Below are 16,094 nucleotides of genomic sequence, written 5' to 3' on the forward strand. Positions count from 1 at the left end.
TCAAACAAACCGTCAAATAAGTATATCCTTGAAGCTATATATCAAGATATACCCGTTTGACGGCTTTTTAATTATGACTTTCTTATATTCATCAAGATTTCTTGAGCTTTGGTAGTATTAGCTTGTGATTCATATTTGAGCGCTTCAGCTACTTGCGCAATTTCTTCGCCTTTTGCACCTACAACAATCGCTAATGATTTATATTGTAAACTCATATGTCCTTGTTGTATCCCCTCAGACACTAGCGCTCTACATGCAGAGAAATTTTGTGCTAATCCAACAGCAGCAACAACTTGCCCTAGTTCCTGTGCATTTTCAACATTAAGCAAATTTAATGAGGCTTTAGCAATAGGTAAAACTTTCGTACCTCCACCTACTGTCGCTAAAGTCATAGGAACTTCAATAGTTCCAACCAATTTATTACGTGAGCGATCATATTCCCAAGTAGCTATCCCTCTATAATGACCATCTTTGCTTGCATATGCATGAGCACTTGCTTCAACTCCTCTTGTATCATTGCCTGTAGCCAATACTACAGCGTGTATACCATTCATCACACCTTTGTTATGTGTTGCAGCACGATGTATATCTACTTGTGCAAGAACTGACGCTCGTTCCATACGTTGTGCTACCTCTTCGCCACTTCTCTCTCCTCTATGTAAATCTTCAATATCTATTTCCCCTTGTACTTTTACTACTGATGCTGTCGCATGATTAGATAAAATACTCATTAAAACATTTTGATTTGAAAATTTAACTTTTAGATGTGCAGTGATTGCTTCTAATATTGTATTTAACATATTAGCACCCATAGCATCTTTAGTATCAACAAAAACCTTCAAAGATAATAATCGATGATTAGGGAATGTATCTATTTCAATACGTTGATATCCTCCACCTCTTGCTTTAATAGAAGGGTAAGCTTCATCAGCGATTTGATGAATTTGTGATTCTATTTGATATATTGAGTTAGCTAATGTGCCTGTGTCTTCAACATCATCAAAGACAATTTGTCCAATCATTAGACGTTCACTTGAAATTGTCTTAAATCCACCACTTTGATTAACGAGTTTTGCGCCATAACTTGCTGCTGCTACGACAGAAGGTTCCTCTACCATCATAGGTACTACATATTCTTTATCATCAACTATAATTCGAGGTAATAACCCTACTGGTAGTGCACCTTGACCAATGACATTTTCAATTAAACTGTTTGCGACTTCCTCATTAATTAACGGATGATTAAGTAATATTTCATAGTTTTCATCATCTAGCCAACCGTATTCAACAAGTTTTTTTAATTTATCTTTTCGTGTTAAATGTCTAAATCCTTTATCTAAACTTTTCATTTATGTACTCCTTTAAAATATCTTTATATTACTGTAGTAATGTAACCTTTTAACTTTCGCTTTAAATATCAACTGCTAACATTGTCTTGCACTCAAATAATTCAAAACTTTTCACAATTTTTGTAAAGCGCTTACATATTTATTATATATTCCTGGTCATGTCTGTTATATTTCATTGTATAAAACGAATTTTCTTTGGTATGATACTAGTGCTACTTCAAAAAATGAAAGGATGTCACACCTTATGAATATAGGTATAGATAAAATAAGTTTCTATGTACCCAAATATTATGTAGACATGGCTAAACTTGCAGAAGCGCGCCAAGTCGATCCTATTAAATTTTTAATTGGAATTGGTCAAACTGAAATGACTGTGAGCCCAGTGAATCAAGATATCGTATCTATGGGAGCCAATGCTGCTAAAGATATTATAACAGAAGAAGATAAAAAGAATATTGGTATGGTTATAGTAGCAACTGAGTCTGCGATTGATAATGCCAAAGCAGCAGCCGTTCAAATTCACCATCTTTTAGGTATTCAACCCTTTGCAAGATGCTTTGAAATGAAAGAGGCTTGTTATGCAGCAACACCTGCAATTCAACTTGCCAAAGATTATCTTGCTCAACGCCCTAACGAAAAGGTTCTTGTCATTGCTAGTGACACAGCTCGTTATGGTATTCATTCTGGTGGTGAGCCTACTCAAGGTGCCGGTGCAGTTGCAATGATGATTTCACATAACCCAAGTATTTTAAAACTTAATGATGATGCCGTAGCATATACTGAAGACGTTTATGATTTCTGGCGTCCAACGGGTCATCAATATCCCTTAGTTGCTGGTGCATTGTCGAAAGATGCCTATATCAAGTCATTCCAAGAAAGTTGGAATGAATATGCACGTCGCCATAATAAAACACTCGCTGATTTCGCTTCACTATGTTTCCATGTACCATTCACCAAAATGGGACAAAAAGCTTTAGATTCTATTATTAATCATGCCGATGAAACTACACAAGACCGTCTTAACTCTAGTTACCAAGATGCAGTTGATTATAATCGTTATGTCGGTAATATTTACACAGGGTCCTTATATTTAAGTCTCATCTCTTTATTAGAAACACGTGATTTAAAAGGCGGACAAACGATTGGTCTCTTTAGTTATGGTTCTGGTTCTGTAGGCGAGTTCTTTAGTGGAACATTAGTAGATGGATTCAAGGAGCAATTAGATGTTGAGCGCCACAAATTTTTATTAAATAATAGAATAGAGGTTTCTGTTGATGAATATGAACATTTCTTCAAACGCTTTGACCAATTAGAATTGAATCATGAACTTGAAAAATCAAATGCAGATCGTGACATTTTCTATTTAAAATCTATTGATAACAATATTCGTGAATATCATATAGCAGAATAATCTAAACTCAATTCTTTTGCTTTTTTAATTTTTTAAAATGAAAGAAACGAATTTACTATTCATACTTGCCCCCTAAAAACAACGTCATATAGCTGTTTTTAGGGGGTTTTTAATCCCAAGATAGTGCATTTCATCTATTATAGACCTCTACTATTTATATACTGTTTACCTACTATTCATAGATAAAAACGAATCCTATCCATAGATCAACATTGACAAATAACTAAAGCAATTCTATACAATAACGTATCTCAAGGTTTCGTTGTTTTTTTAGGTCTGTATAAATGTGTCATATCTATTTCTTCCAATTTTAATAATTTTATTTTGTTGTCTAAAGTACCTCCGTATCCTGTTAAATTTCCATCTTTACCAACCACTCGATGACATGGTATAAGTATAGAAATAGGATTACTCCCAACAGCACCTCCTACAGCCTGAGCAGACATTGCTGGCTTATTCATTGCTCGTCCTACTGTTTTAGCAATCTCTCCATATGTTTTAAGTTCTCTATAACGAATTGTCTGAAGTTCATTCCATACCTTCTGTTGAAAATCAGTGCCTTTTGGTGCTAACGGTACTTTTATCTCAGGATAATTCCCTTTAAAATACTCTCTTAACCACGCTTTAGTATCTTTAAAAACATCTAACGTATCCTTTGTTTTAATTCCTTTCAAATGTTGATTAGGGTATAAGACATGTGACAACGAGATGCCATCGTTTGTAATTAATTGCAATAAGCCAACGGGCGAGTCATACATTGATTGATACATATTTCTCCAACTCCTTAAATGTGTATATCATTCTAGTCATATCCTTATAAACTAACGCATTCTATTCTGAACATAATTTTATAATATAGATAATTGCTATATTTATGAAATTGGATAAACATTCGAATAGAATGTGATACACCATTAACGATAACTAAAATTGAAAAATGTCATCATTTATATATTAAGTCAATTATCGACAGGTCATACTTTAAGAAAGTCTGGAACTTTGATTTACGTCCCAGACTGGTCAAGATATAGAATTTAAAGTCCAACTCACCCTTTTGATTAGATATCATTATATTTATTGAAAATTATAAAGTTCATACCCTTTATTTTTTGCATATTCTAATGCGAGAATTTCTAAAACATTAATGAACGCAGGTTCGTCTTTTACTTTTATATATTGAAAAGTGAGGCCGTATTTATCTGCAGTAATGTCTTTTAAATGATTTGGATTTAAGTCCTTATTTTGAGCATAAGCTTTTCTAAATTTAGTCGTACCTGTTTCTGAACGTGAATTGTATTGTCCTAATTTTGTATACAAATCACTATTTATAGGTTGATGTGTGGATGAATATCCTCCAGTTTGACCTACAAACACTGGTTTTTTCTCATCGAAAATCACATAGACACCAAACTTATCCTTAACTTTTCCCCTATCCTCTGGTGTAAACGCCAAAGCCTTTTTATGATCGTACTTAAATAATTTTTTTAGTTTCTTCTGATTATCTTCTAGTAACTCATTTAATTTTTTGCTACCCTTCATACATTTATTCCTCCCCATTAGCAATAAACTTATATACATACATTTTACATGTAGTATATCACTTTTTAAAACTTTTAATCATTATTGTATCGAACTAACATGTCAAAATTTTTATTAATACAAATAACCTCTTTCATTCGTAAATACATTTCTGAATGAAAGAGGTTTGTTATTGTAATTATCTATGACTTAATATGTGGAATATTTAATTTATTTTTATGAGATGAAGTATTCGTATCGCATTTGCAATTAGATTTACACCCACCACAATCACCTTCTTTTGAACGTTTAAAGAATTTTACTAATGTCATTGCTGTATAACCAAAAATCGCTATGAACAATATTGTATTGACTAAAATAAACATGACGAATTCATCCTTTATATAAATAATTGACTAACTTGATAGAATACGAACGTTAATATATATGCTGTTACTATTGGATAAACAACCGCTAGTAATGTCCATTTCCAAGAACTTGTCTCTTTACGAATCGTAGCGACTGTTGAAATACAAGGAACGTAAAGTAAAATAAAAATCATGAATGCATAAGCTGAAAGTGGGGTGAATTGCTGTTGAATGACTTGTGTTAAACCACTTTCGCTAGAAGAGTATAAAATAGCCATAGAACTGATAATCACTTCTTTAGCAAGAAAGCCAGGTATTAAAGTTGCTCCTGCCTGCCAAGAGCCAAATCCTAAAGGTGCAATTAAATTCGCGAACCCTTGACCAATCATATGCATAAAACTTTGATTAATCGGGACATTAACACCGTGCGGACCGATGTATGTGAGTGTCCAAATAACGACTGAACCACCAAAAATAAAGGTACCTGCTTTTTTGACAAAACCTTTTGCTTTTTCCCAAGTACTGCGCCAAAGTGTTTTAAATGATGGAACACGGTATGTCGGTAACTCCACAATAAAAACAGACTGATTATCTTTTAATATCAATTTATTCAATAACGTACTTACTAGTAAAGCGACAACTATACCTAAAATATATAAGCTTAATACAACTAGTGATTGATGTGCTGAAAAGAACGCTCCTACAAAAAGTGCATAAACCGGTAAGCGTGCTGAACATGACATGAAGGGTGCAACCAATATTGTAATCAAACGTTCTTTCTCATTCTCTATACTTCTTGCTGCCATAATACTTGGTACATTGCATCCAAATCCAATAATCATAGGAATAAATGATTTTCCACTTAAACCTATAGATTCCATTGTTTTATCCATTAATACAGCTATTCTTGCCATATAACCTGAATCTTCTAATAAAGAAATAAAAAAGAATAACACAACAATTTGTGGTACAAATACCAATACAGAACCCACACCAGCGATAATACCATCTGTAATAAGATCTTGAAGAAACGACGTAATATGTAATGTATTCATAACAGATTTAATCCATTCTGATAAAGGACCACTTATAAAAGCGTCTAATTGATCAGATAATGGTGTTCCTATCCATGTAAAGGTTGTTTGAAAAATAAGCCACATAATACCTAAAAATATAGGTATACCTAGATATCTATTTAATAATAATCGATCCACTTTTGAAGTAAAGAATTGTTTATCCTCTTCGGGATATTCTACGATATCTTCCAATAGCTGATTAATGTAATCATTTCGCACAGCTTCAATTCTTTGGCGTGTTGATTGTTCTGTCGCGTTACTTAACTTTCGCTTAATGGGTTCTAACTGTTCTAAAATCATGGCATCGAGTTCTTGATAAATTTGAACATTGTCTATTAAATACTGTATGGCTATAAAACGTAAACGTTCTGTTGGATACATATTATCCTGTTTGATAATTGAACAAATTTGTTGAATTGCAGTTTCAATTTCAGTCCCATAATTAATCTTAAATGCACGACGTTGATGTGGTTCTAAATAATTAAGCTCTCCTAAAAGACTATGTGTCCCCTTTGCCTTTCTAGCAACAATTGGAAATACCGGTACTTTTAATTTTCTCATCAAAGCTTGATAGTTAATTTTAATACCTCTTTGTGTTGCAACATCTATCATATTTAAACCAATAATCATAGGTTTGTTGAGTTCCATCAACTGTATTGTAAGATTAAGATTTCTTTTAAGCTGACATGCGTCAATAATGTTAATCATTCCTGTGAATGACGTTGACATTAAATAATCTGTGACAACCGTCTCATCTTTAGAAATAGGTGATAAATCATAAATGCCCGGTAAATCAACTAAATCACCTACATTATCTTTCAATTTTCCTACTTTCTTTTCAACGGTTACGCCACTCCAGTTACCTATATATTCGTAAGAACCGGTTAACGCATTAAATAATGATGTTTTGCCTACATTAGGGTTTCCAAGAATACAGTAGCTTTGAGTCATTATAACTACTCCTCTAATGTTATGAGTCGTGCATCACGTTGTCGTAAACTTAAATGTTGACCATTTACTTCAACAACGCTAGGACCGTTGAGTAAACATTTCTGTTTGATGCTAATTTCACTTCCAATGTTTAAGCCTAATGCCCCTAAACGATACAACATATTTTTATTTGAAATCCCTATATGCTTCACTTTATATTTTTTATTTTTTACCCCATTGTTTACACTAATCATATTGTTCACACTCTCTAATTAATAATCATTATCATTTAACAACAGAATATGCCTTAAACTACTTTTTTACAATAACCAATTAACAGGATGTATGTCTTTTTTGTGAACAATACATTATTTTAAACGTTTATTCATATAGTTAATATTGATGAAAATATTAACTATATGAATAAACGTTCTTCTATCAATTGCAATAATTATTTCCTTTCCAAACTAAAAAGTCGTTGTAAAGTGGCTATAAGTCATCTCCCTCATTCACGCACATTACAACGACATGTTATATATAAATTAAAACATTTCAGAAACAACTTTTTGTTCTAAGAAATTAAGTAAGTAATCTGGACTTCCTGTTTTAGCATCTGTACCAGACATCTTGAATCCACCAAATGGATGATAACCCACTACTGCAGCTGTACAACCTCTATTCAAGTAAAGGTTACCTACATCAAATTCATTCACAGCCTTAATCCAATGTTCACGATGATTAGTAATTACAGCGCCTGTCAAACCATAGTCAGTATCATTAGCTACTTCAATAGCCTCATCAAAATCCTTGACCTTAATAAAGCCTACGACTGGTCCAAAAATTTCTTCTTGCATGATACGATCCGCAGATTGTAGTCCGGAGAAAATCGTTGGTTCAATGAAATAACCGGTAGAATCATCTGTTCCACCACCAGTCTCTAGTTTGCCTTCTTTTTTACCAATTTCAATATAATTTTTGATTTTATCAAATTGTTTTTGATTAATTACTGGCCCCATAAATGTGTTCTCTTCAGTATTACCTAAAGTTAATTTTTGAGTTAATTGAATTGCTTTTTCCAATATTTCATCATGTACGTCTTGATGGACTATGGCACGAGAACACGCAGAGCATTTTTGACCAGAGAAATCAAAAGCAGATGTAACAATTGCTTCAGCCGCTAAATCTGTATCTACATTATTATCTACAACTATCGCATCTTTGCCACCCATCTCTGCAATAACACGTTTTAAAAACTGTTGTCCTTCTTGCACTACAGCACTACGTTCATAAATACGTGTACCTGTAGCTCGGGATCCTGTAAATGTGACAAAATGTGTATCTTTATGGTCGACTAAATAATCTCCAATTTCTTTTGGATCACCAGGAACAAAATTTACAACACCTTGGGGTAAACCTGCTTCTTCTAATATTTCCATTAATTTATAAGCAGTCAAAACTGTATCCTCAGCAGGCTTTAATAATACAGTGTTACCTGCAACAACAGGGGCTAAGGTTGTACCAGCCATAATTGCAAATGGAAAATTCCATGGTGGAATTGTCACGCCTGTACCAATAGGTTTATAAAAATAGCGATTATGTTCACCTTCTCTGTCTAATACTGGCTTACCATCTGCAAGTTCCATCATTGATCTTGCATAATATTCTATAAAATCAATACCCTCAGCTGCATCTCCAACTGCTTCATCCCAAGGCTTGCCGGCTTCATAAACCATAATAGCGGAAATTTCCTCTTTTCGACGACGGATAATTGCGGCTACACGTAACAGTAATTCTGCACGGTCCTTATGCGACCACTTCTTCCATGATTGATACGCATGATTTGCTGATTCGAAAGCTTTTTCAATATCATCTTGCGTTGCTTTAGACACTTTCGCAATGAGCTGTGATGTATTCGCAGGATTCACTGAATTAAAAGTATCAGTTTTAGTAAGTTTTTCTCCGTTAATCACAAGTGGTATATCTTGTCCTAGTTGCGCTTTTACTTTCCTTAATTCTTCATTAAAACGCTCAACATTTGTCTGTACTGAAAAATCAATACCAGGTTCATTTTTGAAAGGTACTACCATTCTAATTACCCCCTATGAATTTATCATTTCTACCATCCTTTGTGCATAAAGGTATGACTTGTCATCTTCTTTTATTTTAAAGATTTTTCTTCGCCATAACCTTTGTATTATTTTACTATGTAAGCTTATATATTTGCAAACGCTTTCATTTTAAAGTAACTGACTTTTAGAACCGTATAACTCTCGCTTTCTATAAATAAATTTACAGTTTTAACATTATCTATGTTTAAATATCTCATTTAACTTATGCTTATCAAGGGAATTTTTTAAAATTAATCGCTTCATGGCCTTATTCTTACGTTACTATCATTGAACGTAAACATTTATTCGATTATTGTATAGACGTCTAATAGAATCAAATCTATTAAAAATGATACTCTTTTCACCCATCTTCTCGTCATATTACATCTATAAAGTCGTTTAATTTCAACTAATCTTTTCTCAAAAATTTAGCACTACTTAGAATGCTAAACATCAGCTCCAAGTAGCGCTATTAATTTTATTAAGATGTGATAAAATCGCCACCATTGACATGAATGACTTGACCAGTAATATAGGAACTATCTGCATGTGTTGCTAAGAAGACATAAGAAGGTGCAAGTTCTGCTGGTTGTCCACGACGACCCATCGGCGTTTTGTCACCTTGATGTTCTACTTTTTCTTCATCAAATGTCGCAGGAATTAAAGGTGAATAGATTGGGCCGGGCGCAACGGCGTTAACGCGAATTCCCTTTTCCATTAAAGTAGTAGCAAGAGAACGGGTAAACGATACTATGGCACCTTTTGTAGCTGAATAATCAATGAGATGCCCCGATCCTCTATATGCTGTGACACTTGTAGTGTTTATAATTGTATCTCCTTCAGATAGGTAAGGTACTGCTGATTGGGATAAAAACATCATACCAAAAATATTCGTCATAAAAGTTTCTTTCACTTGTTGTGGAGTGATATCTTCAAAATGATCGCGTGGAAATTGCACGCCCCCATTATTTACTAATATATTTAAACTACCGAAGTCATTTATGACATCTTTGATTAACTTTTGAGATTGCTTTTCATCTTTTAAGTCATGAGCATAAGCTTTAGCTTTTACACCCATTTCTTGAAGTCGATTAACTGTGTCTTCGGCATCTTGATGTTCGTCATAATAACCAATAGCAACATTTGCCCCTTCTTTAGCATATAGTATTGCTATCGCACGTCCAATACCTGAATCTCCTCCTGTTATTAGAGCAACTTTATTCTCTAACTTTCCTGCTGCTTTATATTCTTCTAATTCTGCAATGGGTTTAGGTTCCATATCCGCTTCAATACCTGGTTGTCTATTTTGAGTATATCCTTTGATTTTGTTGTGAAATTTTAATAAATTCACTTTTCATTACCTCACTTTATGTTTTACATTTAAATTCCCATAAAGTTTTATCATCAAACACGTACAGTAATTATATTAGAAAATCTAATATGCTATTGTTTAATCAAACTAAGGGATGAGTCAATATCCATTCTATAGACGCATGTTTATCATCATAAAAAAATGTACACTCATATATAATTCAATAAAGGAGTTGTATCCTATGAGAAAAATACTTAAGGGTATTATATTATCATTAATAATCATCGGCTTAATCAAAACGTTCAATGAATATGATGTTATACATTGTGCAAATCATTATTTCGAACAAATCAAAAGTGGAAAAATAATTGAAGATATCAAAATCGATCATTTCAATAATTATCATAATATTAATTTTGAAGATCTAAATCCTTCTGACTTTTTTTAACATTTATGTCATGCTAATTGAGAAAAAGATAAAAACATGATGTTATGCAATGTTTCCTGTTAATAAATTAAAACGATGTATTTTGTTATTTTATCCATTAATTATTTATACCTATATAGATTTATTGATTAATTTTTCTTAAAGGTAACACATAATACTATCCCATAATATATAAGCTAAGTAGTTGACTTGTATACCTATAGGGGGTACATTAGATGTGAAATGGAGGCATTTAGATGGCGAATACAACGTTGACTTTGGATATTATTGGTATGACATGTGCTGCGTGCTCAAATCGTATTGAAAAGAAATTGAATCGTATGAATCATGTTCAAGCTAAAGTGAATCTGACTACTGAAAAAGCAACTATCGACTATGAGTCTGACGATTATCATCTCGAAGATTTTGTAGAGCAAATTCAAAGTCTCGGCTATGATGTTGCAGTTGAGCAAGTAGAATTAAATATAAATGGTATGACATGTGCTGCATGTTCTAATCGTATAGAAAAGGTTCTAAATCAAACGCAAGGTGTACAACAGGCAACAGTAAACTTAACTACCGAACAAGCACTCATCAAATATTACCCTAGTGCTACGAACACGGAAGCATTAATTAAGCGTATTCAAAATATTGGATACGATGCTGAAACTAAAACTTCATCAAAAGCGCAATCAAATCGTAAAAAACAAGAGTTAAAACATAAACGCAATAAATTAATCATTTCAGCTATTTTATCGTTGCCACTATTATTAGTAATGGTGGTGCATATCTCACCTATTTCCATTCCATCCATTTTGGTCAATCCTTGGGTACAATTAATTCTTTCAACACCTGTCCAATTTATTATTGGGTGGCAATTTTACGTTGGCGCGTATAAAAATTTGCGAAATGGTTCAGCTAACATGGATGTATTGGTTGCTGTTGGTACCAGTGCCGCATATTTTTATAGCATTTATGAAATGATGATGTGGCTCACACATCAAACACATCACCCGCATTTATATTTTGAAACAAGTGCTATTTTAATTACGTTAATTCTTCTTGGTAAATATTTAGAAGCACGTGCCAAATCACAGACTACCAATGCATTAAGCGAATTGTTAAATTTACAAGCGAAAGAAGCACGAGTAATTAAAGAAAATAAAGAAATTATGCTTCCACTTGATAAAGTTAAAGTCGGAGATACTTTACTAATAAAACCCGGCGAAAAGATACCTGTAGATGGCAAAGTCACTAAAGGTGATACTTCTATTGACGAATCCATGCTAACTGGTGAGTCTATACCTGTTGAAAAAAGTAGTGGCGATTCAGTGATTGGTTCTACCATGAATAAAAATGGTTCAATCATGATTGAAGCAACTCAAGTAGGTGGTGATACTGCATTATCACATATAATTAAAGTGGTTGAGGATGCTCAAAGTTCTAAAGCACCGATTCAACGCTTAGCTGATATTATTTCTGGATATTTTGTTCCGATTGTAGTTAGCATTGCGGTTATTACTTTTATCATATGGATTATATTCGTTCACCCCGGGCAATTTGAACCTGCACTTGTTTCAGCAATATCTGTTTTAGTTATTGCTTGTCCCTGTGCACTTGGTTTAGCAACGCCTACATCTATTATGGTAGGTACAGGACGTGCTGCAGAAAATGGCATATTATTCAAAGGAGGCCAATTTGTAGAACGTGCACATTATGTTGATACAATCGTGCTAGATAAAACAGGCACAATTACTAATGGTCAACCTGTAGTAACTGATTATGTTGGTGACAATGATACATTACAACTTTTAGCAAGTGCTGAAAATGCTTCAGAACATCCTCTTGCTGATGCTATTGTTACTTATGCTAAAGATAAAGGTCTTAATTTACTTGATAATGACACTTTTAAATCAATTCCGGGACATGGTATTAAAGCTACGATTCATCAACAACAAATCCTTGTGGGCAATCGAAAATTAATGAACGATTACAATATATCTATTAGTAATAAATTAAATGACCAATTAAATCACTATGAACATTTAGGTCAAACGGCAATGATGATTGCCGTGGATAATCAAATTAATGGAATCATTGCTGTTGCTGATACAGTAAAAAATGATGCTAAACAAGCGATAAAAGAACTAAGAAATATGAATATCGACGTGGTTATGCTGACTGGTGATAACAATCGAACAGCTCAAACCATCGCCAAACAAGTTGGCATTGAACATGTAATTGCAGAAGTGTTGCCCGAAGAAAAGGCACATCAAATCTCTTTATTACAAGACAAAGGTAAACAGGTTGCCATGGTCGGTGATGGAATTAATGATGCGCCTGCACTTGTAAAAGCCGATATTGGAATGGCTATAGGCACTGGAGCTGAGGTAGCGATTGAAGCTGCAGATATTACGATTCTTGGTGGTGACTTGCTATTAGTTCCAAAAGCTATCAAAGCAAGTAAAGCTACGATTAAAAATATTCGACAAAATTTATTTTGGGCATTTGGATATAACGTAGCTGGCATCCCAATAGCTGCTTGTGGTTTATTAGCACCTTGGATTGCCGGTGCTGCTATGGCATTAAGTTCTGTTAGCGTAGTTATGAATGCATTAAGACTGAAAAAAATGAAACTATAGCATATATAAGATGATGATAAATATCTTACAAAATGATTTACTTTCTAAACAATCTATACATAAAGCTTTAAAAATTTACATTTAAGCTTTATGATAATATGTAATATGCGGAGTAAAAAGGAGTGATAATTATGACACAAAAAATCATAAAAGTTGAAGGAATGAGTTGCGAACATTGTAGAAACGCCGTAGAATCGGCACTAGCTAAACTAAATGGCGTATCAAGTGCTGAAGTAAATTTAGATGAAAATCATGTACGCGTTGAGTATAATGATTCAAAAGTTACATTTGAAAATATGAAAGAAGCAATTGAAGAACAAGGTTATGATGTTAAATAATTGCTAACGTTAAAAAGCATAAAGGGAATGCTTCTCATTACCCTTTATGCTTTTTAATTTACTCTTAACTCCGTCGTGCCAGTATTTAATACTTCCATTGTTGCATCTAAAGCATCAAAAATAAGATGTTTGATTGCCTCTTCAGTATAAAATGCTATATGCGGTGTAACAATAATATCTTCTCTAGTAATTAATTCCTCTAAAAGTGGGTCATTCAAACCTTCTTCACTTCTATCTGTCGTATATACTCCAATTTCATATTCATAAGTATCAAGTGCTGCACCTTTAATTTGACCTTGCTCTATTGCAGATAACAAATCCTTGGTATCTACTAAGGATCCTCTAGCACAATTTACAAACACAGCACCCTTTTTAAACATTTGAAACATGTTTTCATTAAACAGGTAATTGTTATATTGTGTTGACGGCATATGTATTGTGACAATATCTGCCTCTTTAATTGCCTCATTTATACTTTGTTTATAGGTAACGTAAGGTTTCACATGTTCACTTGGAAAAGGATCATACGCTACAACGTCACATAGATATCCTTCTGAGAATATTTGTGCAACAATGCCACCAATATGTCCCGTGCCAATAACCGCTACCTTTAAATCTTTGATTGATTGAGATAAAATTGATGCTTCCCACCTAAAATCGTGCAATCTCATTTTTCTTTGAATATGATTAAAGTGACGTACAATATTGATGGCTTGAGTCACGGTAAACTCAGCAATGCTTCGAGGTGAATAGGAAGGCACATTAGATATAATAAGACCATATTTAGATGCTAACTCTAAATTATAACCATCAAATCCAGCACTTCGTTGAGCGATCTGCCGAATTCCAAGTTGATTTAATTTATTATAAATTGTTTCTGATAATGGTAATGTTTGAGACAATGATAGTCCATCAAATCCTTCAATAGATTGGACATTGTCTTCAGTTAACTGTTCTTTCGACATATCCACTTCCACTTCATGTTGTTGTGACCACATTTCAATATAATGTTCATCTTCTTCTCTGACACCCATTAATTTAATTTTAGTCATTTTATAACTCCTTTATCTTTCATACAAATACCGTAATTGTGTTAAGCGATTCGCCGCTTCTTCTAATTGTTTATCATCGAGCGCCAATGAAACCCTCACATATTGATTACCATTTTCACCAAATGGTTTACCAGGTGCAACTAAAATTGACTTTTCTTTTAATAACAACTGTTCGAATGCTTCACTATCATAACCCGGGGGTGTATGTAACCAAATGTAAATACCTCCCTTAGAGTGAACAAACGGTAAATGTGCATGTTTTAGTTGTGATTCAAAATTATCACGTCTACGTCTAAATATTTCATTTTGCTTTTCTAAAAACTCATCATAATGATTGAGTGCATACGTAGCAGCATCTTGAAGTGCTCCAAACATACCTGCATTTGTATGAGTTTGATACTTCTTTAACGCTTGAATCATTTTTTTATTACCAACAGCAAACCCAACACGAAAGCCTGACATATTATAACCTTTAGATAAAGAGAATATCTCGATAGCAACATCTTTTGCATTTTTAGAAGCTAATATGCTTGGATTTTTGGCGTCAAATCCAAAAGCACTATATGCAAAGTCATGAACTATCTTTGTTTGAGTACCTTTAAAACGATGAATCGCTTCATCAAAATCATCTTGTGTCGCTGTCGAACCGGTAGGATTATTGGGATATGTTAAATAAATTAGCTTAGTCTTCTCAAGAACTTTAGCACTTATAGTATTCCAATTCGGCAAATAATTTGGTGGCGACAATTTTAAAGGGAGTGGCTTAGCATCAGCTAACATGACCCCCGCTAAATAATCTGTATATCCCGGATCAGGTAAAAGTACAATTTCACCAGGATTAACAACACAAGTAGGTAATGCAACAAGACCATTTTTAGTCCCATATAAAATACAAACTTCATCTTCTTTGTCTAATTCAACATCGTAATGTCTTTGGTAGAAGTTAACAATAGCTTGTTTAAAGGCATCTTTGCCGTGAAATGGACCATACTTTTGATTTTCTGGAATACATAGCGCCTCTGAAAAATGATTGATAATACCCTTTGGCGTTTCTCCATCTGGAATTCCAACTGCCATATTTATAAGTGGTAAAGGACCATGTTCAACTATACGGCCCATTGTTTTGCCAAAGTAGCTATCAGGAATTGAAGCTAGCCTTTCTGACATTTCCATGCTATGCCTCCTCATTAAAATAATTTAATTAGTAAGTACTTTATATTATAACAATAGTTAGAATTTTCTGAAATAAGAAAACAGCATTATATCTCATAAACTATTGAAGCAGCCTGAAAAAGCACTAGTGAACCATATCAAAAAATGTATCGGTCGTCCAAACAGCATAATATTGCGTTCCATTTTTTAGAAATTCTAACATTTGATACACAGCAATTACAAAACTTATTGATACTAAACTTATTAGAAATAAAAAAGCATTAAACAACATCATACAATGTTAGTTTAATGCTTTAAATATCAGTATATTATTAATCACATATGATTAGTGAATATAGTTATATGAAGCAGCTTGGCTCGCAGAGATTGTACGTGAAGTGACAACACCTG

Annotated in this window: 14 protein-coding genes; 4 read left to right on the top strand and 10 right to left on the bottom strand. The window is 33.4% G+C overall.

Annotated features, from left to right (window positions below; translation table 11 throughout):
* Positions 1-71: 71 nt before the first annotated feature.
* Entirely contained in the window at positions 72-1,349 is a 1,278-nt protein-coding gene (locus HMPREF2576_RS08425) for a hydroxymethylglutaryl-CoA reductase, degradative (RefSeq protein ID WP_070856397.1), read from the bottom strand.
* A 244-nt stretch (positions 1,350-1,593) separates the two neighbouring features.
* On the opposite strand from HMPREF2576_RS08425, the gene HMPREF2576_RS08430 reads away from it, so the two are divergent.
* Positions 1,594-2,760, top strand: coding sequence for a hydroxymethylglutaryl-CoA synthase (locus HMPREF2576_RS08430; RefSeq protein WP_070856399.1), 1,167 nt, complete (start codon positions 1,594-1,596; stop codon positions 2,758-2,760).
* 251 nt (positions 2,761-3,011) lie between these two features.
* Here the strand turns inward: HMPREF2576_RS08430 and HMPREF2576_RS08435 are convergent, their stop codons facing one another.
* The 7 genes from HMPREF2576_RS08435 to HMPREF2576_RS08465 form a co-directional block, all read right to left on the bottom strand.
* Entirely contained in the window at positions 3,012-3,530 is a 519-nt protein-coding gene (locus HMPREF2576_RS08435) for a methylated-DNA--[protein]-cysteine S-methyltransferase (protein WP_002456694.1), read from the bottom strand.
* Positions 3,531-3,834: 304 nt separating this feature from the next.
* On the bottom strand, positions 3,835-4,299 hold the full coding sequence (locus HMPREF2576_RS08440) for a hypothetical protein (protein ID WP_001832331.1): 465 nt from the start codon (positions 4,297-4,299) through the stop codon (positions 3,835-3,837).
* 182 nt (positions 4,300-4,481) lie between these two features.
* Positions 4,482-4,664 (bottom strand): FeoB-associated Cys-rich membrane protein, encoded by a 183-nt coding sequence (locus HMPREF2576_RS08445; RefSeq protein ID WP_001832330.1) that lies wholly within the window; start codon positions 4,662-4,664, stop codon positions 4,482-4,484.
* 14 nt (positions 4,665-4,678) lie between these two features.
* Positions 4,679-6,673, bottom strand: a complete 1,995-nt coding sequence (feoB, locus tag HMPREF2576_RS08450; protein ID WP_002456696.1) for a ferrous iron transport protein B — start codon at positions 6,671-6,673, stop codon at positions 4,679-4,681.
* A 5-nt stretch (positions 6,674-6,678) separates the two neighbouring features.
* Positions 6,679-6,906: a FeoA family protein gene (locus HMPREF2576_RS08455; RefSeq protein ID WP_001832332.1), complete on the bottom strand. Its 228-nt coding sequence runs from the start codon at positions 6,904-6,906 to the stop codon at positions 6,679-6,681.
* Between the two features lie 288 nt (positions 6,907-7,194).
* A complete protein-coding gene (gene pruA, locus HMPREF2576_RS08460) occupies positions 7,195-8,739 on the bottom strand; it encodes an L-glutamate gamma-semialdehyde dehydrogenase (RefSeq protein WP_070856401.1) in 1,545 nt (514 codons plus the stop codon).
* A 502-nt stretch (positions 8,740-9,241) separates the two neighbouring features.
* The gene (locus HMPREF2576_RS08465; RefSeq protein WP_070856403.1) at positions 9,242-10,111 is read right to left on the bottom strand and encodes an SDR family oxidoreductase; all 870 of its coding nucleotides are present in this window, start codon (positions 10,109-10,111) and stop codon (positions 9,242-9,244) included.
* Between the two features lie 202 nt (positions 10,112-10,313).
* Here HMPREF2576_RS08465 and HMPREF2576_RS08470 point away from each other — a divergent pair, with 202 nt between their 5' ends.
* The 3 genes from HMPREF2576_RS08470 to copZ all read left to right on the top strand — a co-directional run bounded on the left by HMPREF2576_RS08470 (position 10,314) and on the right by copZ (position 13,479).
* Positions 10,314-10,520, top strand: a complete 207-nt coding sequence (locus tag HMPREF2576_RS08470; RefSeq protein WP_002467715.1) for a hypothetical protein — start codon at positions 10,314-10,316, stop codon at positions 10,518-10,520.
* Positions 10,521-10,756: 236 nt separating this feature from the next.
* Positions 10,757-13,141: a heavy metal translocating P-type ATPase gene (locus HMPREF2576_RS08475; RefSeq protein ID WP_001832365.1), complete on the top strand. Its 2,385-nt coding sequence runs from the start codon at positions 10,757-10,759 to the stop codon at positions 13,139-13,141.
* 131 nt (positions 13,142-13,272) lie between these two features.
* Positions 13,273-13,479 carry a copper chaperone CopZ gene (gene copZ / locus HMPREF2576_RS08480; RefSeq protein WP_001832344.1) on the top strand — a complete coding sequence of 69 codons (207 nt, stop codon included), beginning with the start codon at positions 13,273-13,275 and terminating at the stop codon, positions 13,477-13,479.
* A 53-nt stretch (positions 13,480-13,532) separates the two neighbouring features.
* Here the strand turns inward: copZ and HMPREF2576_RS08485 are convergent, their stop codons facing one another.
* Both HMPREF2576_RS08485 and HMPREF2576_RS08490 read right to left on the bottom strand, forming a co-directional pair.
* Positions 13,533-14,531, bottom strand: a complete 999-nt coding sequence (locus HMPREF2576_RS08485) for a D-lactate dehydrogenase (protein WP_010959289.1) — start codon at positions 14,529-14,531, stop codon at positions 13,533-13,535.
* A gap of 12 nt (positions 14,532-14,543) precedes the next feature.
* Positions 14,544-15,704: an aminotransferase class I/II-fold pyridoxal phosphate-dependent enzyme gene (locus tag HMPREF2576_RS08490; protein WP_001832328.1), complete on the bottom strand. Its 1,161-nt coding sequence runs from the start codon at positions 15,702-15,704 to the stop codon at positions 14,544-14,546.
* Between the last annotated feature and the right edge of the window lie 390 nt (positions 15,705-16,094).

It is taken from the genome of Staphylococcus sp. HMSC063F05 (assembly GCF_001837075.1).
In the GTDB taxonomy this organism is placed as follows: domain Bacteria; phylum Bacillota; class Bacilli; order Staphylococcales; family Staphylococcaceae; genus Staphylococcus; species Staphylococcus epidermidis.

Excerpts from the sequence above, each read along its gene's own strand:
- HMPREF2576_RS08425 (WP_070856397.1), bottom strand. The coding sequence starts at position 1,349 with ATGAAAAGTTTAGATAAAGGATTTAGACATTTAACACGAAAAGATAAA.
- HMPREF2576_RS08430 (WP_070856399.1), top strand. The coding sequence starts at position 1,594 with ATGAATATAGGTATAGATAAAATAAGTTTCTATGTACCCAAATATTAT.
- HMPREF2576_RS08435 (WP_002456694.1), bottom strand. The coding sequence starts at position 3,530 with ATGTATCAATCAATGTATGACTCGCCCGTTGGCTTATTGCAATTAATT.
- HMPREF2576_RS08440 (WP_001832331.1), bottom strand. The coding sequence starts at position 4,299 with ATGAAGGGTAGCAAAAAATTAAATGAGTTACTAGAAGATAATCAGAAG.
- HMPREF2576_RS08445 (WP_001832330.1), bottom strand. The coding sequence starts at position 4,664 with ATGTTTATTTTAGTCAATACAATATTGTTCATAGCGATTTTTGGTTAT.
- feoB (WP_002456696.1), bottom strand. The coding sequence starts at position 6,673 with ATGACTCAAAGCTACTGTATTCTTGGAAACCCTAATGTAGGCAAAACA.
- HMPREF2576_RS08455 (WP_001832332.1), bottom strand. The coding sequence starts at position 6,906 with ATGATTAGTGTAAACAATGGGGTAAAAAATAAAAAATATAAAGTGAAG.
- pruA (WP_070856401.1), bottom strand. The coding sequence starts at position 8,739 with ATGGTAGTACCTTTCAAAAATGAACCTGGTATTGATTTTTCAGTACAG.
- HMPREF2576_RS08470 (WP_002467715.1), top strand. The coding sequence starts at position 10,314 with ATGAGAAAAATACTTAAGGGTATTATATTATCATTAATAATCATCGGC.
- HMPREF2576_RS08475 (WP_001832365.1), top strand. The coding sequence starts at position 10,757 with ATGGCGAATACAACGTTGACTTTGGATATTATTGGTATGACATGTGCT.
- copZ (WP_001832344.1), top strand. The coding sequence starts at position 13,273 with ATGACACAAAAAATCATAAAAGTTGAAGGAATGAGTTGCGAACATTGT.
- HMPREF2576_RS08485 (WP_010959289.1), bottom strand. The coding sequence starts at position 14,531 with ATGACTAAAATTAAATTAATGGGTGTCAGAGAAGAAGATGAACATTAT.
- HMPREF2576_RS08490 (WP_001832328.1), bottom strand. The coding sequence starts at position 15,704 with ATGGAAATGTCAGAAAGGCTAGCTTCAATTCCTGATAGCTACTTTGGC.